Source organism: Pandoraea sp. (assembly GCF_041919235.1).
In the GTDB taxonomy this organism is placed as follows: Bacteria; Pseudomonadota; Gammaproteobacteria; order Burkholderiales; family Burkholderiaceae; genus Pandoraea.
Genome location: NZ_JAYRUC010000011.1, coordinates 144,237 through 165,284, shown reverse-complemented (window position 1 = coordinate 165,284; position 21,048 = coordinate 144,237). Strand labels below are relative to the sequence as shown.

Below are 21,048 nucleotides of genomic sequence, written 5' to 3'. Positions count from 1 at the left end.
AAATCGTTTCGTGGCTGACGCGTTGGTCGAGGTCGTCGGGGTACATCCGACGAAGTCTGGCAGCAATCTGCTGCGGCGACCAGCGCCAGCACACCAGCCGGTTATGCACGTGTTGATACAGCGCATGTCCCGCCACCAGTTTGCACCGACGCACGCTGCCTTGGCGACGGACGCGGTATGCCGTTGCAGCGCGCGTCGCGTCGTAGCACGGCGTGCTCGCGTCAATGTTGCGCGACAGTTCACGCGAAACGCTCGACGCGTTGCGTCCAAGCAATCGGGCAATAGCTCTTGTGCTGCTGCCTTTGCCAGGCTCGATCATGATGACCGCCCGTTCTTCCGCGCTCAGATGTTTGTACTTCTTCATCGCAACACCCTACCTCATTCGTGGTGTTGCACTTGAAACTGGAGACTAAGATCTCTTCATTCTCCGTGTTCAACTTCACCTCGTACCGCTAGCACGACCCGCAGATTCCGAACACTGCGTACGCCACACGAATCGACACCCAGCGCTGTTGCACAACCCGCTTTGCGAGACCATCCCCTATGCCTGACATTATTCATAAAGATAGTAACTATTTATTGGAGAACTGATCCAGTGTCCTTTTGTTTAGACTGTCTCTAATTGGATCGTAAAACCACCCCCATTTATTAAAGTACCTCGAAATATTAACAATGTGAATTATGAGCATTTTCAGCGATTTATAAGACGCGGCGCCGTGTTCGTGAACCACGCTAACATGAGGGAAAAAAATCGTCTCATACCTTTCCGCCATACGGCGCGTCAAGTCAATATCTTCGGGATACATAAAGAATCGCTCATCGAACAGGCCTATTTCACGTAGGGCGCTTTGACGCAACAACATAAAGCACCCAGAAAGATAGGGAACGAACATGATACGATCGTATCCACTATTGTGGAGTTCGAAATGCCGATTGTTGGTATCGGCAGTTTTTCGCTTGGAAAAGCGGCGCAGCAGGAGGTCGGACGGGGTGGGCGAAAGTTTGCAAAGACGCTGAACACTTCCATCAGGGTTCAGTACCTTGGGCATCATTTGACCAATTTCCGGATGCTCTTCCATGTACGCCAGCATCGGGGTCAAAATATCCGAATCGAACTTCACATCCGCATTGATAACCAAATGGTATTCACTTCCCAATAGCTGGGCCTTTCGGATAGCTACGTTGTGCGCAGAACCAAAGCCCGGATTCCTCGGGAGATGAATGTATTCAAATTGCAAATCAGACGGCAAAATCTTCATTAATTCATTTGTAGGGGAATTATCAATGATATATAAGTGATAACTGCCGGAAAAATTTCTTAAAGATGCCAGAATTTTCTCAATATCACCGACGGGCGTTTTATACAAAACTATACTGATAGAAAGGAAATATTTCATTAGTGTGATCAAAACGATAATTAAAAATCTCTGCTAAAATTCTACGATATCATCACCAATCGTTAAGATTTTTTGTTATTATTTGAAACAATTCCGACCAATTTCTTGCAAAAGGACTATCAAGCGGCTTGCCGATATTTCCCGTGGGATTCCAAGTCCCCACAATCAAATCCTGCATGAGATTAGCAAGAATCTCGGGGCGATTTGGTGGAAAAAAGGAGACCGCATCGTAATTGCCAACTGTCTCATTCGCATACGGCGCATCGGCGACAAGCACCGGAAGGCCGTATGATTTCGCCTCGGTTATTGGCAAGCCCCACGTTTCAAGTTTGCTCGGGAATACGATCGCAGAGGCTTCTGAATATTGAAATTTCATTTGCTGGAAATTTTGTCTGCCAATAAAGCGAACGGGAGGTGTGCGGCCGAATCGCTTTTTTAGCCAGTGAGCGTAGCGATTCTCCCTTCCGGAAACAGTCAGTCGAACCTCGAAGCCGCTAACACCCCGGGATTGAAGAATCTCTGCGGCCTCGCCCAATATTTCGAAATTCTTAAAAACTCGTGGAAGCGCTGGATATAGAAAAACAACAGGTTTGCCAGGACGCACCTCGCCATGATTTTCGGAAGAATCCGAGCATGGCTGAGCAACAACCAAAGGAAGATTCCCAAATCGCCGCTTGAACTCATCGCGAATCCATTGCTGCTGAACGATTACGTGACTGTTGCGATGTATAAATGCTCTGTAGATAATTCCATAGAACCAATTAAATAAAAGCAATTTCGGCTCGAAAACAGCCTCCCGTGAAGTGACTCGATAAAATATGGCAGGGTTATGGCAGTATACAACTTGCCGAACTGCTTTAACTCTTGGTGTGATGTCGTGCAGAGACAACCAAATATCCGGGCGAATCTCCTCGGAAATATTTCTGAATTCAACCCATTCTATCCATATGCGGCGCAACCAACTTGATTTTACTCGAGGAAACGCGCGAACTTCAACGCCGTCTGTTTTAATTAGTTCGGAATCATGAACCATTACAATAATTCGCCAGTCTTTTAACGATTCCCTGGCAGCATTGACGCAATCTCTCAAGACCGTTAGCGTCCCACCCTCAACAATATTCACCGCTGAAATAACAATGATTTTGCGCATAAACTACATCTCTATTAAGGGAAATTCAAAAACACCGCCCCCGTGTTGTCTGAACCGCCATTTAGTACCTGACCACAGCAACCTGAAGCAGGAAAGCCCTTAGCTAAAGCTAAACAAGCGACGTACACGCAAGGCCGCGTTCTGCACGAGATCGGTCTGGCAGTGCCGTGACCGGAATTGCTGGCATTGATTGCTTCGCACCCACCACGAGCCAAGATTTGCCGACTGCCGCTCTAGCTCAAGACTAGGCTGCGCATTCACTTCGCCAAGTAACGGTTTAGTTTGTCCTCCATGGACACGTAGGAAACCCTGTCTAAGATAGCGCCGTACCGGGAATCCGTGGGCCATTCCAATATGAAGCCCCCGCCCGACCGCGTCAGAATTCGCAGGTTCCGTCATGTGTCGGACGCGCATCAACTGGCCGGGCTGATCACGGCCACCGTCAATGTGGATTTTTACCTGTATCATCAGACGTTGTTTCACACTTGAGTTGGTGAACCATTCCTAGGCCGAGACTCGCGTTGTGAGCGATGTTTCAGCACGCCGTGGGGATACTGTTCGTTGTAATGCTCCAACCACGACAGCGAGATTTCGCATGGCCGTCGCGACATCAGGTTTGGGCATGAAGGCCTCGTAATCGTGTTTCGTCGTCTTCACGAAGCGTTCTTTTATGCCGTAACTTTGCGGGCTGCAGACCTGCCTCGTCAACGGCTTCAGCCCGATGCCGACGGTAAAACGAGCGAGTCTTGTGCGCGATGTAGCCCGAGCCGTTGTCGCTGAGCCGTTCGATTTTCTCCTACGCCCGCATAGGGCTGCCGAAGCGGTTCTTCACGGCATCCAGCATGACATCGCGCACCACGTTACCACCGTGTGACCGCCCGTTGTTGCCGCCTCGCTCATCGCTTGACGGTCACAGCAATCGAGGGCAAAAGTGACGCGCAACGGCTCACCGTTCTCACAGCGGGACTCGAAGCCATCCGAGCACCAGCGCTGTTTGCTCTTGTGCACAGCCCACCTTACCGCCGAGGTGACGTGGGCCTGCGCTGCAGCAACAGTCCATGTACGCGCTTCACCCGATAGACCCGCACGACGTTGACCAGCGGTACGCTTCGTTGCTCCAAGGCTCAGCGTAGTAGCCCCACATCCGCGACGAAAGCCTTAGCTCGGCAGGTCCGCGATGGTCTGCCGAATCTCGTCAATCAGCGGTGCATCGTGGCCTGCCGGACTGTGCGCCCGTCCCGCTAATTGGAAGGACGGGCCAGCCTATTTGCCACATTTGAGCACGCTACACCGAGACCGTCCCAAACCCGCTTCACTGCTGCTCGGCCCCAGGCAATGAGGGCGCGCGCGCATCCACTTTCGAGGCGTCGCTACCTCCACCGGCTCACGAAGAATCTCGTTCTCCATAGTCATTTTGCCCAACATCCGTTGAAGCTCCCGGATTTGCTTGAGCCCGTAGCTCAATTCCGACGCGGGCACGACTTCCTCTCCGCCACTGACCGCCGATGGGCGGCCGTCCTGGTGCATCTGGCGACCATGGAATAGCTGATTGGAGCTAACGACGTCCCGACGCGCCACCATCGAGAAAGTCTTGCCGGACTCGTTACTCTTTCGCATCATCGCCAGATTCTCATCAGGCAACCACCGCCGTCTACGCTTTGGCCCCGTCAGTACGTCCATCACTTCATGCTCGTTGTAAGTAAAAAACACGGGCTGATGCCGCCCCGAAATTTTACGCGGGCGGCCGCGTCCGCTGATTCACGAGGTTGTTCCATACCGATGATATGCAGATTAGAGTTAGACACGTTGGCGCGGCAAAGTATGGTAGGGCACGAACAAATAGCAAGCAAATGGCGAGCCCCAAAAATGCCGAATAATATGACGCGAATCCGTACCTTAAACGCCAGATAGCTACTACCAAGACCCAAAGAAGAAAGAGTGAAAGAACTCCGAGTTCCGACACGATTTTACTGAGCAAGAAAGTCCCATCTCGAAGATTCAAGTCCATGGACGCCAGAGACCGAATAATTTCACGATAGCTAACACCTTCAAGAACGGAATTCGACAATCCCATGTTCCCTAATCCGACTCCAAGGCCGTAGCTTTTTATAAACGATTGGGTCGCAATCTGCACTCCTTGCAAATAAGCTAACGCAGATAAATTTAAATTCTTCGCGGAATCTCCGTAAAAAACACCGGAAATACGGTCGGAGAGATAATGAAAAGCAGAAAGCGCTTCAATCCGATTTAGTACAAGTAGTATCCCCGCTATCGGAACCGTAACCGATAAAAATTTTATTATATTGAAAGTCAGATGCCGGAATGGCTTGTTGCGAAGGGATCTTCCGTGCCATCCCATCATAGCCACGCCCACAAAAGTGCAAAGAGCAAATGTGAGTGAGAATGCACCGTAGGCCAAACCTAACCACGCCGCGACAACGAACTTTCTGTACGATCGACGACTCCAAGAAATCATCATAAGTGGCATGACATAAAGTGCCAGATGACTCGGTTCAGAAAATAGTCCTCCAGACCGATTAACAGACTCGTTGGTCAAAATAGAAAACACATCAATGTTTAACAAAATTGACGCATATAGCACAAAAACGCTAACAAGCGTTCCGAACAAGGCATGACTGGGATTGATAACTAAACCGCGACCGGCACAGGACGTACCCATTAACCACAATAGAAGCATGATAATTGTGGTTACGAAAAACATCCAATTCGTCGGCGATCCCGAAATAGATCCACCGATAACACCGGCCACCAAAATCAATAAACCTGCGATCGCGGTTTTACACACCTTAACTTTCGATATTGAAAAGGTGGTTCGCGTCATAAAAAATAACAGCAAAACAATAAAAAACGACCCACTGCTAACCGGCAGATATTTGTTGATTATTTCATCAAATAGATAAAATATAACTAGCAGGACATGCATCATCGCTTTAGTCCAATTTCTCGAAGCAATGAACCGCCCAGTGCCCGCATTAATAACCCGCCAGCCAGTACGGTAGAAACTTCATTTTTCCGGCGGGCACGCCAAGTTTCGAAGTGTGGCAATAATGCACTCCGACTCGTGCCACCGTCTTCCATATATGCGAGTATATAAGGGATCGTTTGAACGGATAACGCCTTTGATGATCGGAGCAATAATTCATAATCGCCAGCTGAGCGAAAACTTGCATCGAAACCACCAAGCTCACGAAGCCAATTGAGCGAATGCGCACTCATAACGTGGGCCATGGGCATTCGACGCAATAGTTTTGAGGTATCGAACACTTCGCCAAGTAGCTGAACGGGAATTCGGTTGCGAGTAAGAATGTTGAATCCGGCGATGATATTTACCGACCCAGATGCGCACTGGCACGCCTCGACAATGTGCTGAAGACTGCCGTCAGCGAGAAGGTCATCAGCCCCAATAAATGCGACGTGAGTTCCAGAGCAATGCCGTATTGCCTTATTCCAAGCATCGTAGATCCCGCAATCCGGTTCGGAGAGCACTAAGTTGGCAACGCCAGACGCACGGACAATCTCTACGGTGCGATCCGATGACGCTCCATCAATTACGATTAGCTCAGTATTTTTTCGATCCTGTTTCGCATAAGACTGAAGCAGGTCACCAATAACCTTAGATCCATTGAATACGGCACAGACAACTGAGAGAATTATGCGACCGCTATCGACGTGAGAAATTTGTTCTTTTTGCGAATGAACATTCATAAGATATTTTTCGCTCCGGAAGAAGATTTTGGCTTAATTGAAAAAACTATTTTTTTCGCGAAAATCCGGGATGTTATTCGCAATAACCACAAACATCTATTGACTAAAAAGCATAGTTTTGATCGGCCAGTATTTTCGTAAATGTAACGCAGCGATTCAACACTTCTTCGGGCGTACCAGAGATATTGGCCTGGATGGTCATTACTCTTTCCGAATCCGCAAATCGGCGCCGGCTTTCGGATGACGAGTTTTTCGCCGAACTCCTTGCGAAAGGCAAGATTCAATAATGTCTGATCCGCCCGGAAGCATGTGCAGTCCCTGATTATATTTGGCTTGTAGTTTTTATTTGCTTCGCAGGCTGATCGACCGAGATTCAAACCCAGAATAACATCATTTAATGCTCTAAAAATCGCTTCTCGCGCGTTTGAGCTTGAGTCGAATCCAATGATCCCAGCGCCAAATGTTATGGAATTTTTAAATATCTCAGAATCCAGTTCGTAGAACTTCCAATAATCAGACGGCGTAATTTCGCGTAAAAATTGTCCATTGCTAACCAATAGATAGCCGCTGGCTTTTATCGAACAGAAGAGTGGAGCCAAACTCCGCATTACAACGAAATTTGGTAGATCCAAATACAAGCTGTAACGTGGCAAGTTATTAGTCAAAGTGTGTAATTTCCAAGACCAATTCAGGCGCCAGTGCGGAATAAATGCGGGCGTTTCGCGTAGTTCTACACCGTCAATGCTGCGAAACTCATGCTTCTCCGCTTTGGTTAATCCGATATCATAAATAATGATTCTCGGGTGATCGGGAAAGTTAATCTTTAGAGATGCTATTGCGTTCGCAAGGTATGGAGAATGCTTTGAGTCGCTTGATGAAACTATTGCGCATTCATCTCGCATCTTAGCGTATTGAGTTTGTGCAATATAAGAACACGGCGAGGATTTAATTGTCATAAATTTTCGCGTACGCTATGAATTCACGAGCTTGTGTGCATGAAATACCTCTTAATTACGTAAGGATACCCTAGCACTGTCGATAGGATTGGTCCAGAGCACATTGCTGCAAATGCACCAATTATCCCAAACTTTGGAATTAAAATCACCATGATAATTAACATCAATAATGCCCCTGCCAAATATAATCCGGTAGCTAACCATACTTTCCCTATGCCGGCCAGAAAGCTATATCCTAGGTGTTCCCACGCGACAATGAAAAAGAAGGCCGCCCATAGTAATCTAGTAGCTAGATCTATTTTTATCGAATGTCTTAATAGGACTGATATGATGAAGGTGCCGAGTAGTACTATGGCAATAGCCGCTACGGCGATGTAGGGTACTAAGCGAGTCAACGTAAGGCGAAATGTATTTCGCGTCCAGGATGAATCATTCCGGACACTAGCATCACGTAGTGCAGGTAACAGAGGTTGCGTAAAGAGGATGAGAAAGCTTCCGGACATCGCGATGACCTGCATCATCGCCGCGAAATAGGCGGCACTGTTAGGGCCTATCTCCCGACCGACATAGAATATGGGGTATTGCAAATAGGCAAAGGATCCAACTTGCATAAGAGCGAAGCCTGCTCCGGGATTTACCAACGACCATAGTGAGCGCCGGCCTACTAACCGCCATCGAGGGACGATGTGAGGATGAGACCGCCATAAAAGGGCCATATTTACCGTGCGCGCAACCACAGGAGGGGCGAAAACGGCGAGAACCATCGAATGAATACTTGGATGCGTCTGGACCCAAACCAACGAAGCAATTACCGCAACATTTGACGCCATCATCAGCACATTTGTGACGTATTGCCTCTGGTAACCGGCTTGAGCTGAATCGGATAGTGATGCAACGATATTTATTGGAAGCAAAAACGACATATATAACGCCGCGACTCGAAGGTCGGCGTCATATGCATTATTTTTTAACCCAAACAGTCCACTCAGATCTGCTTTGTTAAGGATTGCTTGAAAAACCACTATTAATGCCGTAGCCGAAGCTATGGCGAAGAAGAATGCGGTGGCGAATAGTTGCGACTCCACCAATTTGTCGTTATTCGCACGCGCTGCTACGATCCGCAGTGAAAGAGATGCACCTACTACGGCTGACGCCGTATTTGCCCAAATGAAAATGGCGGTCATCATTGCGTATACGCCAAATCGCCCCAACCCTAGTGCGCCAGCCGCCAACGGAAGCGCCAGCAACTGAGTAACGGCCGAAAATCCCTTACCAGATAGACTCGTAATAACCGCCAATTTCAACAGATGAGTGCGCCGATTACTGTCATTCATAATAACGAAGGAATTTTGGCGGCCCAGTCACAAAATCTATGATGAGTTACCGTCTGAATTGTTTCGAGGAGATGGGTGCTATCAAATACTGTACTGCCTGACTCTAGGCGAGCATCCAGTTCCGGCCAGTCAACGCTTTCCACGACCGCGCCAAATCTAGAAGCAATTAGCGAAGCGGCATCATAAAGGCTTAGCTCATCTCCCGGCATGTTATAAGTCTTGTTAATGGTTGACGGGAGCTCCGTCGCTAAAAGTGTGATTCGACACAAATCTTGGATATGTGAGAACGTTCGTCGGACCGACCCATCGCCGTAAATCCGGATACGTCCTGTTCCTTGGGCCTGACTTATGAAATTTCCCACCGTGCCGTACGAATATTCTTGGCCGAGCTCGCTTGCAAAGGGGATGCAAATCCGCAAAACAGTATAAGGGACATCAAATGCATTGGAGTAGGCGTGTATATAGTTCTCACATGCAATTTTATTTGCTGAGTATGGTGTCTTAGATTCTTGAACGGCATTCTCCGTTAACGGGCTGTCTGATCCGCGATAAACGAGGCGTGTTGAAGGAAATATCACTCTCGGTCGTGCTGATGACCGACGAATCGAGTCCAAGACATTCAGCAAGCTGAGCTCGTTACCGAGCAGGAACCTCTTATATTGTTCGAAGGACGCTCCTGTACCCGTAACACCAGCAAACATGTAGACAACGTCTACGTTCCAATCGATATTTGCAAGCGATTCAAGAACTGACAAATCCAAACGATCACCGTTTTTTGTCAACGGGATGATAACTTCATGTCCTGTCTGGTTCAGTGTATTAACTAAATGCCTGCCCAGATAACCGCTAGCACCAAAAAATAAACATCTCATAGTGCGCTCAATGCTTTATTAGACCAAGTGTGGATAACGTTTTAATTTGTTCAAGTGCTATGCTCTGATTTAAAATGTGTCGATAATGATCTTGTCGTCGTGCTGGGGCCACGATCAATCTGCGAAATTCACGCATCGCGCCAACAAAGTGATTGTCTGGCTCAATGTTGACGATTCGGGGGCCGGCCGCACCCTCAAATACAAGACGCGGCGAAAACGTCGGTCCGGGTGTATATGCACGTTCTGCCATTATCCTGCCTTTGGATCCCCAGATTTCATACCGACATTGATAAGCGTTGTCAAACCCAAACGCAATGGATGCACCCAACCCAGCACCATTAGAAAGATATGCGCTACCCCAGAGAGAAGTCGATTTTCGCGGGTCGCGGAAGATCGATGCCGCTTGTACAGCCAGTGACTCACCCAAAAAATAGCGGGCTGCTCGTAAAGGATATCCTGCCGCATCCATCAAAACGCCTCCGCCAAGATCTTCGTTGTACCGAAAATCATCTGACGGTAAAGGAGGAAATCCGAAATGGCCACAAAAATGGCGAAGTTCTCCCAACTCGCCTTCCCGTATTAAGTTCGATACAAATTCCTGTTGTTTGTGGTAGAGAAACATATATCCCTCCATGAGGGCAACACTTTTACTCGCTGCCGATGAAATCAGCGACTGTGTTTCTGCTGATGTCGAAGAAAATGATTTTTCGGCATATACATGCTTGCCTGCTGCAATTGCCTTGCTGATCCACTCATAGTGCATTCCGGTTGGCAAAGGAATGTATAGCGCATCAATATCCTCTCGGTTAACAATATTTTCGTACCCAACAATTGCTTCGCATGCAAATTCGCAGGCAAATTCAACTGCCTTGGCGCTGGTCCTACTGGCGACGGCTTTCAGTTCATATTCTTCACCTAATTCTCGTATGGCAGGTATTACAGAGCGGCGTGCAATTTTTGCGCACCCCAATACGCCAATGCGGATTCTCTTGTGAATCATGGTCAATACCTTAGGCAAAACTTATCGCAGAGATGAGACTTCTCGCTGAAATATTTAAGTAATTATTGAATTCAATTAATCGTAACATCTGATTGAGCGTCATCCAGCAATAGTTTTCAGACACTTCAAGCGGAAAGCTTTCGTCCACCTCAACAATCATGTTTCTGTTCTGCTCCTTGAAGAAGCGCCCACCCTCTTCGCTTTGCATGGCATCCATGAGAATGGAATCTTGGGGAGCGGATAAGACTTCTTTAATATAGGGAACAGAATACTCATTTTTCCCGGTTCTGTAGTTGCCGGTAAGGCACTGTACAGTCGGAGCCAATTCGATGATGTCGAAGTTCCCTGCCTCGAGCTTCGCCTGAACGAGGAAATGGTAGACGCCGTTGATTGGTCGTACGATGAACGCAAGCAGACCTTCCTGGGCCGGCTTTATCATCGGCTGATCCCAACTCACAATTTCGCGGTTCTCAATCGAGACATTTACACCTATCACGGTGAAATATTTTCCGTCGTCTCGGCAAATCGTTCCGTTTCGCTCGAACCATTGTTCGACTTGCCTTATGGGTATTCGCTCTACAAACAGATCATAAGTTGATTTTATGCGGGTAATCCAGGACACAATGTTTCGGAAATTATTAAAGGCGCACTCTCGATTCAATGCTGATTCAAGCATCAGTCTCGTGCGTCGCGGCCCAGGCACCAGCACAAACAATCCTTCCAAAGTGTCAGCCGAATATGAGCCATAACTAATTCCCGAAAGTACCGTTCGGGTATCCATGTTGACAATATTGTCGTGACGCATCAGTTGCTTGATCTGACCGATAGTCAGCCAGATAAAATCTTCGTTTGATTCAATTTCCCTCTCAGGTTCAATTTCAACAATAATATTTCGGTTGCGTTTTCGGAGAAATCTCGCGCCTTGCTCAGATTGCAGTTGGTCAAGAAGTAAGTTCACGCTTACTTCCCCATTAAAATACTCTAAATACCTCGGTCGCTTACCTTTATGTAATTGAGAATAATTGCTTCTTGTTGCTTGTAGAGTTGGTGAAATTTGGACGGTATTTATGTTGCCAGGCTCAATCTTTGCTTGAACAAGAAAATGTAAAATTCCATCGAATTTTTTCGCAATAAATCCGAGGAATCCAATTTCAGGTTGATTAATAATAGGCTGCGTCCAATTAGACACTTGACCCCAATTGGTTCGTATCTTTATGCCTTCGATTGTGAAGAACCCGCCGCTATCGTGTTTCAGATTTCTAGTTGATTCATCTATCTTCCATTGCCGCATATTTTCAAGCGGCATTTCTTTGACAAGTACCCGAACGGCATCCCGCCGGTCTTGGATCCAGTTCGGAATTTTTGAATTTGGGAATATCGATGAATCTATCGTTGTTGCAGATTTTAAGAACTCAATTTCTAAATTATTCATTTGTTTGACCCTGCTAATAAAATAGCTATGACTTGTGCGTACGCACCCTGCATGAAGCGGGTGGCGGCCTTAAGAATCAAATGCGCCGATTCGCAAACCCATTGAATTTCATCTCCTCGTCCAATGTTTCCTCTGCCGCATCTCAGCCCGGAGGTTTGGGGGGCCGCTCATTGCGCAATTTAGACGTTTCATTTAGCTGGGTCTATGTGATTGCCGAAAGTTAGATGCCCTTGGTCGGAAACTGGCGCAACAAACCGTCGATATTCTCGTTGCTGCCTCGCTGCCAGGGCGCACGCGAATCGGCAAAGCAGATATTGAAATTCAATTTCTTGAACAGCTCGACATGGAAGATCATTCCCATTCCCCGATCGTAGGTCAGGCTCTCGCGCAGAAGAGCCGGCAGCTTCTTCATCCGGCGCGTGAAACCCTCCAGGGCGTTCTGCGACGTGCAGCCGTCAAAAGGCACAGCGCCACGAAAAGTGTCTTGCGCTCTATCAGAGTGCTCACCGCAGAACGGTTGAACGCGCCCTTGATGAGGTCGCCTTCCCGATGCCCCGGCAGCTGCCGCAACTCAATCTCCTCAGGCCAGCGAACGATTCGCAGGGCTTCGGGAACGAATCCGCTGCCAACGGGCGTGAGGCGCCGTCGCCCACGCCCTGGCTTTGCCTGGCGCAATCCGTCCATCATCGCCCGCTTGACCCGACATCGCGGATGAGCGTAGATTGCGGCGTAAATCGTTTCATGGCTGACGCGTTGGTCGGGATCGGCGGGGCATATACATATACGGCGAAGTCTGGCAGGAATCTGCTGCGGCAACCAGCGGCCATTGACCATCCGGCACGAACATGCCGGTAAAGGACGCTGCCAACAAGCAGCGTACCCGGTCGTGCAACCCTTGCGGCAAATGCAGTACGCCAATGCCGCAAGCGTCGCGTCGTAGTACGACGCCGTATTGCCGTTGCGCGCTAGTTCACGCGAAACTGTCGAGATGCTTCGCCTGAGACGTTGTGCGCTGGCGCTCGTGCTGGTGCCGTTTCGATGTTCAATCATGATGACCGCGCGTTCCTTCGCTCTCAGATGCTTGTGCGTCCGCATTGCAACACCTTACCTGATTTGAGGTGTTGCACTTGAAGCTAGAGATTAAGGAGTTTTATTTTTAACATTATTATTCGTTATAATTCATTGCTTTAAAGCCGTGACTCTCTATTAGCTCATCGCATTTGGCAGATTTTAAATCTTCTCTCGCCATTTCAATCACAAGTTCCTCGAAGCTTGTTTGAGGCGTCCACCCAAGTTTTTCTTTGGCTTTGGTTGGATCGCCGAGCAATGTTTCAACTTCGGTTGGGCGGAAATAGCGTGGATCGACGGCGACGATACATTTACCTTGATTGTCGTAACCCTTCTCTTCCACCCCCCCCCCTTCCCAGCGGATTTCAATGCCGAGTTCTTTCGCGGCAGCATTGACAAAATCACGTACGCTGTATTGCACTCCGGTGGCGATGACAAAGTCTTCCGGTTGATCTTGCTGCAGCATGAGCCACTGCATTTCAACGTAGTCTTTGGCGTGGCCCCAGTCGCGCTTTGCGTCCAGGTTCCCGAGATACAGACACTCTTGAAGGCCAAGTTTGATGCGTGCTAAGGCGCGAGTGATCTTGCGAGTGACGAAGGTTTCGCCACGGACGGGGCTTTCATGGTTGAAGAGGATGCCGTTGCAGGCATAAATGCCGTATGCCTCGCGGTAGTTGACGGTGATCCAGTACGCGTAAAGTTTTGCGACAGCGTACGGGCTGCGTGGATAAAAAGGGGTGGTCTCTTTCTGAGGTATTTCCTGAACTAGGCCGTAGAGTTCGCTGGTACTGGCCTGATAAAAGCGGGTTTTCCGTTCGAGGCCGAGGATGCGGATGGCTTCAAGGATGCGCAGTGCACCAAGCCCATCTGAGTTTGCGGTGTATTCCGGCTCTTCAAAACTCACTGCCACATGGCTTTGTGCGGCAAGATTGTAGATTTCGTCAGGCTGAATTTGCTGGATTATGCGAATCAGGCTTGAGCTATCGGTTAAATCACCGTGATGAAGAAAGAAGCGAACACCCTTATCGTGTCGATCTTGATAGAGGTGGTCGATACGGTCTGTATTGAAAAGGCTGGTACGGCGCTTGATGCCGTGGACGATGTAGCCTTTATTAAGCAGAAGTTCGGCCAAGTAGGAGCCATCTTGACCGGTGACGCCAGTAATGAGGGCCACTTTGTGTTGCTCTGTCATTTTGCTATCCTTAAATTTTTATACGTGATTCTTTTGATAATCCGCATACGCCAAACCTAATCCCGTTTCGAGATCTACTTTGGTTTGCCAGCCAAGTGCATTGATTCGTGAGCTGTCCATCAGCTTGCGCGGGGTGCCATCGGGTCTAGTAGAGTCAAAGGTGATTTCGCCTTGGTAGCCGACGGTTTTCCTAACTGCTTCAGCCAATTCCTTAATAGTGACGTCGTATCCACACCCTACATTGATATGACTGAGCATCGGCTGGGTGTGTTGGTCATAGCTTGCTTTGCTGAGGTTCATCACATGAACGCTGGCGGCAGCCATGTCGTCGACATAGAGGAACTCGCGTTTTGGCGTGCCGCTTCCCCAAATCGTGACGCTTTGTGCGTTGTTGACCTTGGCTTCGTGAAAGCGCCGTATTAGGGCGGGGATAACATGGGAGTTTTCCGGGTGGTAGTTATCGCCGGGGCCATACAGGTTGGTAGGCATCACGCTGCGGTAGTCGCGGCCGAATTGTCGGTTGTAACTCTCACACAGCTTGATGCCGGCAATCTTGGCGATGGCGTAGGGTTCATTGGTAAGCTCCAATACGCCAGTAAGCAAAGCATCTTCGCGCATTGGCTGAGGCACTGCCTTCGGGTAGATGCAGCTTGAGCCGAGGAAGAGGAGCTTTTGCACATCGTTGGCGTGGGCCGCCTGAATGATGTTGGCCTCGATCATCAGATTTTGGTAGATGAAATCGGCCGGGTAAGTGTTGTTCGCGTGAATACCGCCAACTTTTGCAGCAGCTAAGAAAACCTCCTCGGGTTTGTTTTTAACAAAAAAATCATTCACTGCTGCTTGGTGGGTGAGGTCAAGCTCGTCATGCGTTCGGGTAACGATGTTGTCGTGACCAGCCGCTTTGAGCTGCCGGACGATGGCAGAACCCACCATACCTCGATGTCCCGCAACATAAATTTTGGAGGTTTTCACGCCCCGGTTCTCCCGTAGTGGTCTTCAAAACGCACAATGTCGTCTTCGCCCAGATAGCTGCCTGACTGGACCTCAATGATTTCGAGCGGTATGGTGCCGGGGTTCGCTAGTCGATGAACTTCGCCGAGCGGAATGTACGTGGACTGGTTTTCGGTCAGGGTTAGCACCTTGTCGCCGTTAGTAATTTCGGCCGTGCCGGTGACGACAATCCAGTGTTCTGCACGGTGATGGTGTTTTTGAAGACTAAGACTGGCCTTCGGCTTGACCTGAATACGCTTGACCTTGAAGCGGTCGCCTTCGTCAATGCTGTCGTACCAACCCCAGGGGCGGTGTACTTTACGGTGTAGAGTGTGTTCTTTGCGGCCATTGATGTTGAGTTCATTGACGATGTGCTTGACGTCCTGGCTGCGAGATTTGTCTACGACTAGTATGGCGTCTGCGGTTTCAATGACGACGAGGTTTTCAACACCCACCAGGCTCACGAGACGGCTAGTTGCGTGCACCAATGTATCGCGACTGTCAGTGGTGAGCACATCACCTAAATGGGCATTGCCATTTTCGTCTTTGGGCAGCACGTTCCAGACGGCATCCCATGCTCCTAGGTCGTTCCAACCGGCGTCCAGTGGCACCATCTTGATCGGGAAGGCACTGCCTGTGCAGCGCTCCATGACGGCGTAGTCGATGGATTCGTTTGGGATGGCCGTAAATTCGATCTTGCCTGGGCGAATAAAGGCCGCATCGGCGGTGCGCTTGTCCCAAGCTTGCTGGGTGGCCTGAGCGATGTCTGGACGGAACAGTTCGAGTGCTTTGAGCCAGACTGAGGCTTTGAGCACGAACATGCCAGCGTTCCAGTAATAGTCACCTTCGTCGAGGTAAGTTTGAGCGGTGACGGCATTGGGCTTCTCGATAAATCGTTCAACCGCTAAAGCGGGCGCCGGCGAGACGGCGGTTTTGATATAGCCGTAGCCGGTTTCGGCTCGATCAGGCTTGACGCCCAAAATAACGATGCTGCCCGTGGCAGCTTCAGTGATGGCCTGCCGCATGGCAACCGTGAACGCAGCAAGGTTGGCCACCGCCTGGTCAGCGGGGGTGACAACAAGAATGGGGTCTTGCCCCCGCTCGATAGCTGCCAGTGCTGCGAGGGTCAACGCAGGGGCGGTGTTGCGGCCCACCGGTTCCAGCAAGGCACACCCCAGATCAATCCCCACTTCGCGCAACTGCTCCGACGCCAAGAAGCGATGATCTTCACCCGTAACGATGAGCGGCGGGGCAACGTGAATTTCAGCATTGCCTAGGTTTGACAGACGCTGCGTAGCCGCCTGAAATAGGCTCTCGTTCCCAGTCAAGCAAAGAAACTGCTTGGGAAAGCCGGTCCGGGAAAGCGGCCACAAACGCGTGCCGGAACCACCGCAGAGGATAACGGGGGTAACGTCGATCATGCTTTTTGCGCTCCTTCGTCGCCAGGCTTTTCAACTTCGGACGTCAGGGCCTCGATTTCAGCCTTCAATGTTTCGTACTCTTCTATCTTTCGCTGGAGGAACCGGTGCGTGATGGCAGCTTTTTCTGCCATACCTGTCGGAGTGAGCACATAGACGTAGCCGAACTTGTTCTTGGAATTGGTGAAGTTTTTCATTTTCACCAAGCCCTTTTCCATCAGCGCTTTGAGGCAGTAGTTCAGCCCGCCGACACTGATGCCCAGCTTTTCGGCCAGTTCTCGCTGCGTGAAGTCTGGGTTCTCTTGGAGAATGTGCATTACCCGGAAATATGTATCTTCCTGTAGTTTGGCTTGACGACTTGTCATAAAATCGACGAGTTTCCTCTGCGATGCGTGAGTGTTCATATGTGCACGCCACCGCCATGTCATGTCACGTTCAGCGAGCGCGGTCACACGGGGTGGCGAGTTCAAGTTCTGTAAGAACTTGAACATTGTACCTTGCGGGCCGCTGTTCAACCCACACCGACACAACAAAATATCGCAGGAGTAGAGGCGTCCCGGCAATGTCGCCCCACAAACCGGCGCTGGAAGAAGTAGAATTTTCTCGCTATGAGCGCGTTCGGCAGACGAGGAAGTCAAGATTCACGGACAGCCAGATCATGGAGGCGCTCAAGCGTGCGGAAGCCGGCGTGGCGGTGACGGAGGTATGCCGGGGAACTGGGTATCAGTTCAACAACGCGTCACAAGCTGCGTTCGAAATTCGAGGGATGGATACTTCGATGAAGTCGCGCATGAAAAAGATTGCAGCGGAGATTGCCCACCTGCGCAAGATGTACATCGAGGAAAAGCTCAAGGCTGAAATAGTCGCGGAGGCCCTGGCAAAATTCGCACGCTGTAGCAGCACATCGAATAGCGAGGAAACCAAAGGGCATTCACTGTAACAACGGCCTAGATTATCTATCACGCGCCTGATGATCGGCGCGATAACGCTTGTGCTCCTCATCGTCAATGATCATCCCATCCGTAAGTCCAAGCATCTCAGCAACTACGTCACGTCGCACGATGGTCGAGTCAAGCCGTTTTATTTGCCGCCATACGCGCCACAATTGAACCCCGACGAACAAGTAAAGGCGCATGTCAAACGCCATATCTGCCCGCGCCTCGCGTGAGACAGCGATGACATGAGAAATCTCGCGCTTGAAATCCCGCGTCGGATTCAAAAACCGCGTGAGACCGTTAAATCGTTCTTCTCACAATCCGAGTGCGGATGCGCAGCACAGCGATTTAACTTATGAACAGTTATCATCCGAAATCTATTTATCTTTTCAAAATATTCCATCTCATGCGCAATGTTAACGTTATAGGCGGTAGTGGCTTTATTGGTACGCGCCTGATTCGCCGGCTAATTAATAATGACAACGCCGTTATAAAGATAATTGACAAAGTACCCAGCAAAGCGTTTTCCGATCTGGTGACGTTGGGTGACGTGAGATCCATGGAGCAGTTAAGGGAAGCGATTTCCCAGAACTCCGTGATCGTCAATTTGGCCGCCGAGCATCGTGATGATGTTCGACCCTTAAGCCTTTATGACGAGGTAAACGTTGGTGGTGCGAAGAATATTTGCTCTATCGCCAACGAGAAGGACGTCCAGACGATCATCTTCACCAGCACCGTCGCAGTTTATGGCTTCGCTCCGATTGGAACCGATGAATCTGGGAAAATTGCCCCTTTTAATGATTACGGGCGCACTAAATACGAGGCCGAACAAATTTTCAAAGCGTGGCAAGCTGACGCTCCAGACGATCGAACGCTGGTCATAATTCGGCCCACTGTAGTCTTCGGCGAACAAAATCGGGGCAATGTTTACAACTTGCTGCGTCAAATTGCATCAGGTAATTTTTTCATGATCGGTCACGGCAAGAACCGCAAGTCCGTGGCCTACGTTGAAAACGTAGCAGCCTTTATCGAATACAGTATGCGCTTCAAACCAGGAGTCCACACTTATAACTTCATAGATAAGCCGGACTTCACGATGAATAGCTTGGTTGCAAACGTGAATCGCATACTTGGCCGCGCTGGAACGATCCGATTTAGGCTTCCCTTTGCAGTTGGGCTCCTGATTGGAAAAGGTTTCGATCTAGTTGCCACGCTTACTGGAAAAAGATTCGCGATCAGCTCGATACGAATTAAGAAATTCTGCGCGAACTCCGTCTACGACACCGCTATCGATCAGACAGGCTTCGTACCACCCGTTCCTTTAGAGGAAGCGCTTGCGCAGACCGTGCGCTACGAGTTCATCGAATCTCACGAAAATGAGGACGTTTTCTACACGGAGTAACTTCCGGGTATGGAACAAAAAATACCCCGCTTCACCTTCGCGCCAAATCGGGCACAAAGGTGAAGCGGGGTCTCTTGTTTTCGGAGCCAGGTTTATCGTGGAGGACTGAATTTACCCCGCCGAGTTCACTGTTCGAAAGCTTGCTGGCTCACCCCATCGGCGCACGGAAGTGACTGTCGTGGTTCGGATGTTTCAAGAAATCTCGACCAGATAGCGGTCCGGATTTGGGATGCTTGGTGGAGCGGAGGAGGATCGAACTCCCGACCTTCGCATTGCGAACGCGACGCTCTCCCAGCTGAGCTACCGCCCCACACGAAGCAACGATTATAGCGGTTTTTCCCCGGACGGCGAGGAACCGACCAAATTGCTCGGGAATTGCCGAACTTGCTGCCTTTTCATCGGAATACGTGCCTCCATAGAAGCACCCTCTTCCCTCAAACCGCCCCCAGATTCCCCTTCATCCCCTTGATGGACGGGACTTTCGGCGCCTTTGCCACCACCGTCTTCTGCGCACGCAGGTATCGCGCCACCACGTCCCATACCGGCTCGCCCTGCACTCCCTCGGCCACCGGCGCCCAGCCCGCCACCTTGTATGTCTTGCCCGCTTCGATCAACTTGCCGTTCAAACGCATCTCACTGATCCGCTGCCCCATCGGCGCCATCGGGTCGATCGTGTAGTCCATGCCGCCCACCCGCACCATGTCCCCTCCCTGCTGGTAGTACGGGTCGGGATTGAACAGGTTGTCCGCAACGTCCTCGAGCACTGTCTTGATCGTCTCGCCCGTCATCGGCGTCAGCGTCGTGTACGGATAGGTAATCGCCGTCTGATCCAGCAACTGCTCCATCGTAATCGTCTGCCCCGGCAGCAGCGACGTTCCCCAACGGAATCCCGGCGAGAACCCGATCTCAGCGTCCTTCTCCGCCATCACCGCATCGAGCAGCAACTGGTCGAACGTCCCGTTGAAGTTGCCCCGCCGATACAGCACACCTTCCGTCACCGCCAGCGGTTCCGCCAGCTTCGCCGCAAATGGCGCACGCACGCGCTCGATCAGCGCCTGCATCTGCGCATCGGCCGGCAGCAGATTGGCAAAAATCGGCAACAACTTGTAACGGAAGTCCACCGGCTTGCCACCCTTCACGTCGAAGTCCAGCACCGCCAGGAACTTGCCGTTCGACCCGGCATTCGTCACAAGCGTCTTGCCGCCAGCATTCTCAACGATGACAGGCTTCGGCACTCCATCGTGCGTATGACCGCCCAGAATCGCATCGATACCCCGCACGCGCGACGCCAGCTTCAAGTCCACGTCCATGCCGTTGTGCGACAACACGACCACGACCTGCGCCCCCTTGCCGCGCACTTCGTCAACCATCGCCTGCAAACGCTCTTCCTGTATGCCAAACGTCCAGTCCGGCACGAAGTAACGCGGGTTCGCAATCGGCGTGTATGGGAACGCCTGCCCGATGATTGCCACCGGCACGCCGTTCATCGTTCTCATCGTGTAAGGCGCGAAGACCGGATCCCCAAAATCGTTCGTCTGCACGTTCTGCGCAACGAAGTCGATCTTGCCCTTGAGCTGCGCCTCGACAACAGACTTCACACGGTCCGCACCGTATGTGAATTCCCAGTGCGCGGTCATCACATCGACACCCAGCGCCAGCGTGGCGTCAACCATGTCCTGGCCCTTCGTCCACATGGACGTGCCCGACCCCTGCCACGTGTCGCCGCCATCGAGCAACAGTGCGCCGGGGCGCGACGCCTTCATGCGCTTGACCAGTGTCGCCAGGTGCGCAAACCCGCCAACCTTGCCATACGTGCGCGCCGCCGACGCAAAGTCGAGGTACGTGAACGCATACGCGTCAGGTGTGCCAGGCTGCAGGCCGTACGCCTTCAAGAACGCCTCGCCCACCAGGTGCGGCGGCTTGTTCGCCTGCTCGCCAATCCCGAGATTGACGCTCGGCTCGCGGAAATACATCGGCAGCAACTGCGCATGGCAGTCGGTGAAATGCAGCAGATGCACATTGCCGAACGCTGGCAGATCGTAGAACACGTCTGCCGCCTTGGCCGCCGCCATCTCCTGATGCGACAACGCCATCCCGCCCGCCGCCGCCACCGCCAACACCTGCATGAACTCGCGTCGATTCATTTCGTCTCCGTGGCACGCGCACGACGTGGCGC

The 21,048-nt window shown here is 50.7% G+C and carries 20 protein-coding genes, 1 tRNA gene and 1 pseudogene; 3 read left to right on the top strand and 19 right to left on the bottom strand.

Going from position 1 to position 21,048, the window contains the following annotated elements; all coding sequences use genetic code 11:
- The 17 genes and pseudogenes from ACE3UG_RS11325 to ACE3UG_RS11245 form a co-directional block, all read right to left on the bottom strand.
- On the bottom strand, window positions 1-364 hold a 364-nt coding region (locus ACE3UG_RS11325; protein WP_374623700.1), incomplete at its 3' end, for a transposase.
- A gap of 208 nt (window positions 365-572) precedes the next feature.
- Window positions 573-1,397, bottom strand: coding sequence for a glycosyltransferase family 2 protein (locus ACE3UG_RS11320; RefSeq protein ID WP_374623697.1), 825 nt, complete (start codon window positions 1,395-1,397; stop codon window positions 573-575).
- A gap of 52 nt (window positions 1,398-1,449) precedes the next feature.
- Window positions 1,450-2,547 carry a glycosyltransferase gene (locus tag ACE3UG_RS11315; protein ID WP_374623693.1) on the bottom strand — a complete coding sequence of 366 codons (1,098 nt, stop codon included), beginning with the start codon at window positions 2,545-2,547 and terminating at the stop codon, window positions 1,450-1,452.
- Window positions 2,548-3,026: 479 nt separating this feature from the next.
- A pseudogene (locus ACE3UG_RS11310) lies at window positions 3,027-4,227 on the bottom strand (DDE-type integrase/transposase/recombinase).
- A gap of 52 nt (window positions 4,228-4,279) precedes the next feature.
- Window positions 4,280-5,494: a hypothetical protein gene (locus tag ACE3UG_RS11305; protein WP_374623690.1), complete on the bottom strand. Its 1,215-nt coding sequence runs from the start codon at window positions 5,492-5,494 to the stop codon at window positions 4,280-4,282.
- A complete protein-coding gene (locus ACE3UG_RS11300; RefSeq protein ID WP_374623687.1) occupies window positions 5,491-6,273 on the bottom strand; it encodes a glycosyltransferase in 783 nt (260 codons plus the stop codon). The genes ACE3UG_RS11305 and ACE3UG_RS11300 overlap by 4 nt, the downstream gene beginning before the upstream one ends.
- A complete protein-coding gene (locus tag ACE3UG_RS11295) occupies window positions 6,270-7,229 on the bottom strand; it encodes a hypothetical protein (protein WP_374623684.1) in 960 nt (319 codons plus the stop codon). The genes ACE3UG_RS11300 and ACE3UG_RS11295 overlap by 4 nt, the downstream gene beginning before the upstream one ends.
- A 23-nt stretch (window positions 7,230-7,252) precedes the next feature.
- Window positions 7,253-8,416: a polysaccharide biosynthesis C-terminal domain-containing protein gene (locus ACE3UG_RS11290; RefSeq protein WP_374623681.1), complete on the bottom strand. Its 1,164-nt coding sequence runs from the start codon at window positions 8,414-8,416 to the stop codon at window positions 7,253-7,255.
- 143 nt (window positions 8,417-8,559) lie between these two features.
- Window positions 8,560-9,435, bottom strand: coding sequence for an NAD-dependent epimerase/dehydratase family protein (locus ACE3UG_RS11285; protein WP_374623679.1), 876 nt, complete (start codon window positions 9,433-9,435; stop codon window positions 8,560-8,562).
- 7 nt (window positions 9,436-9,442) lie between these two features.
- A complete protein-coding gene (locus ACE3UG_RS11280; RefSeq protein WP_374623676.1) occupies window positions 9,443-10,435 on the bottom strand; it encodes a Gfo/Idh/MocA family protein in 993 nt (330 codons plus the stop codon).
- A gap of 10 nt (window positions 10,436-10,445) precedes the next feature.
- Entirely contained in the window at window positions 10,446-11,867 is a 1,422-nt protein-coding gene (locus tag ACE3UG_RS11275; protein WP_374623673.1) for an NDP-hexose 2,3-dehydratase family protein, read from the bottom strand.
- A gap of 220 nt (window positions 11,868-12,087) precedes the next feature.
- Window positions 12,088-12,279 carry a hypothetical protein gene (locus tag ACE3UG_RS11270; RefSeq protein ID WP_374623671.1) on the bottom strand — a complete coding sequence of 64 codons (192 nt, stop codon included), beginning with the start codon at window positions 12,277-12,279 and terminating at the stop codon, window positions 12,088-12,090.
- Window positions 12,276-12,962 carry an IS30 family transposase gene (locus tag ACE3UG_RS11265; protein WP_374623669.1) on the bottom strand — a complete coding sequence of 229 codons (687 nt, stop codon included), beginning with the start codon at window positions 12,960-12,962 and terminating at the stop codon, window positions 12,276-12,278. The genes ACE3UG_RS11270 and ACE3UG_RS11265 overlap by 4 nt, the downstream gene beginning before the upstream one ends.
- Window positions 12,963-13,032: 70 nt before the next feature.
- The gene (gene gmd, locus ACE3UG_RS11260; RefSeq protein WP_374623666.1) at window positions 13,033-14,127 is read right to left on the bottom strand and encodes a GDP-mannose 4,6-dehydratase; all 1,095 of its coding nucleotides are present in this window, start codon (window positions 14,125-14,127) and stop codon (window positions 13,033-13,035) included.
- 18 nt (window positions 14,128-14,145) lie between these two features.
- Entirely contained in the window at window positions 14,146-15,099 is a 954-nt protein-coding gene (locus ACE3UG_RS11255) for a GDP-L-fucose synthase family protein (RefSeq protein ID WP_374623664.1), read from the bottom strand.
- Window positions 15,096-16,538, bottom strand: a complete 1,443-nt coding sequence (locus ACE3UG_RS11250; RefSeq protein ID WP_374623661.1) for a mannose-1-phosphate guanylyltransferase/mannose-6-phosphate isomerase — start codon at window positions 16,536-16,538, stop codon at window positions 15,096-15,098. Before ACE3UG_RS11250 ends, ACE3UG_RS11255 begins: the two co-directional genes overlap by 4 nt.
- A complete protein-coding gene (locus tag ACE3UG_RS11245; RefSeq protein ID WP_374623658.1) occupies window positions 16,535-16,939 on the bottom strand; it encodes a MarR family EPS-associated transcriptional regulator in 405 nt (134 codons plus the stop codon). Before ACE3UG_RS11245 ends, ACE3UG_RS11250 begins: the two co-directional genes overlap by 4 nt.
- Window positions 16,940-17,097: 158 nt before the next feature.
- Between ACE3UG_RS11245 and ACE3UG_RS11240 the strand changes: the two genes are divergently transcribed.
- The 3 genes from ACE3UG_RS11240 (at window position 17,098) to ACE3UG_RS11230 (ending at window position 18,872) form a co-directional block, all read left to right on the top strand.
- Entirely contained in the window at window positions 17,098-17,475 is a 378-nt protein-coding gene (locus tag ACE3UG_RS11240) for a transposase (protein WP_374623655.1), read from the top strand.
- 30 nt (window positions 17,476-17,505) lie between these two features.
- Entirely contained in the window at window positions 17,506-17,703 is a 198-nt protein-coding gene (locus ACE3UG_RS11235; protein WP_374623653.1) for a transposase, read from the top strand.
- 122 nt (window positions 17,704-17,825) lie between these two features.
- Window positions 17,826-18,872, top strand: coding sequence for an NAD-dependent epimerase/dehydratase family protein (locus ACE3UG_RS11230; RefSeq protein WP_374623650.1), 1,047 nt, complete (start codon window positions 17,826-17,828; stop codon window positions 18,870-18,872).
- 234 nt (window positions 18,873-19,106) lie between these two features.
- On the opposite strand, the gene ACE3UG_RS11225 is transcribed toward ACE3UG_RS11230, so the two are convergent.
- Window positions 19,107-19,182, bottom strand: a tRNA-Ala gene (locus ACE3UG_RS11225).
- A 124-nt stretch (window positions 19,183-19,306) separates the two neighbouring features.
- Window positions 19,307-21,016, bottom strand: coding sequence for a thiosulfohydrolase SoxB (gene soxB, locus ACE3UG_RS11220; RefSeq protein ID WP_374623647.1), 1,710 nt, complete (start codon window positions 21,014-21,016; stop codon window positions 19,307-19,309).
- Between the last annotated feature and the right edge of the window lie 32 nt (window positions 21,017-21,048).

Excerpts from the sequence above, each read along its gene's own strand:
- ACE3UG_RS11320 (WP_374623697.1), bottom strand. The coding sequence starts at position 1,397 with ATGAAATATTTCCTTTCTATCAGTATAGTTTTGTATAAAACGCCCGTC.
- ACE3UG_RS11315 (WP_374623693.1), bottom strand. The coding sequence starts at position 2,547 with ATGCGCAAAATCATTGTTATTTCAGCGGTGAATATTGTTGAGGGTGGG.
- ACE3UG_RS11305 (WP_374623690.1), bottom strand. The coding sequence starts at position 5,494 with ATGATGCATGTCCTGCTAGTTATATTTTATCTATTTGATGAAATAATC.
- ACE3UG_RS11300 (WP_374623687.1), bottom strand. The coding sequence starts at position 6,273 with ATGAATGTTCATTCGCAAAAAGAACAAATTTCTCACGTCGATAGCGGT.
- ACE3UG_RS11295 (WP_374623684.1), bottom strand. The coding sequence starts at position 7,229 with ATGACAATTAAATCCTCGCCGTGTTCTTATATTGCACAAACTCAATAC.
- ACE3UG_RS11290 (WP_374623681.1), bottom strand. The coding sequence starts at position 8,416 with ATGATGACCGCCATTTTCATTTGGGCAAATACGGCGTCAGCCGTAGTA.
- ACE3UG_RS11285 (WP_374623679.1), bottom strand. The coding sequence starts at position 9,435 with ATGAGATGTTTATTTTTTGGTGCTAGCGGTTATCTGGGCAGGCATTTA.
- ACE3UG_RS11280 (WP_374623676.1), bottom strand. The coding sequence starts at position 10,435 with ATGATTCACAAGAGAATCCGCATTGGCGTATTGGGGTGCGCAAAAATT.
- ACE3UG_RS11275 (WP_374623673.1), bottom strand. The coding sequence starts at position 11,867 with ATGAATAATTTAGAAATTGAGTTCTTAAAATCTGCAACAACGATAGAT.
- ACE3UG_RS11270 (WP_374623671.1), bottom strand. The coding sequence starts at position 12,279 with ATGAAGAAGCTGCCGGCTCTTCTGCGCGAGAGCCTGACCTACGATCGG.
- ACE3UG_RS11265 (WP_374623669.1), bottom strand. The coding sequence starts at position 12,962 with ATGCGGACGCACAAGCATCTGAGAGCGAAGGAACGCGCGGTCATCATG.
- gmd (WP_374623666.1), bottom strand. The coding sequence starts at position 14,127 with ATGACAGAGCAACACAAAGTGGCCCTCATTACTGGCGTCACCGGTCAA.
- ACE3UG_RS11250 (WP_374623661.1), bottom strand. The coding sequence starts at position 16,538 with ATGATCGACGTTACCCCCGTTATCCTCTGCGGTGGTTCCGGCACGCGT.
- ACE3UG_RS11245 (WP_374623658.1), bottom strand. The coding sequence starts at position 16,939 with ATGAACACTCACGCATCGCAGAGGAAACTCGTCGATTTTATGACAAGT.
- ACE3UG_RS11240 (WP_374623655.1), top strand. The coding sequence starts at position 17,098 with ATGTCGCCCCACAAACCGGCGCTGGAAGAAGTAGAATTTTCTCGCTAT.
- ACE3UG_RS11235 (WP_374623653.1), top strand. The coding sequence starts at position 17,506 with ATGATCGGCGCGATAACGCTTGTGCTCCTCATCGTCAATGATCATCCC.
- ACE3UG_RS11230 (WP_374623650.1), top strand. The coding sequence starts at position 17,826 with ATGAACAGTTATCATCCGAAATCTATTTATCTTTTCAAAATATTCCAT.
- soxB (WP_374623647.1), bottom strand. The coding sequence starts at position 21,016 with ATGAATCGACGCGAGTTCATGCAGGTGTTGGCGGTGGCGGCGGCGGGC.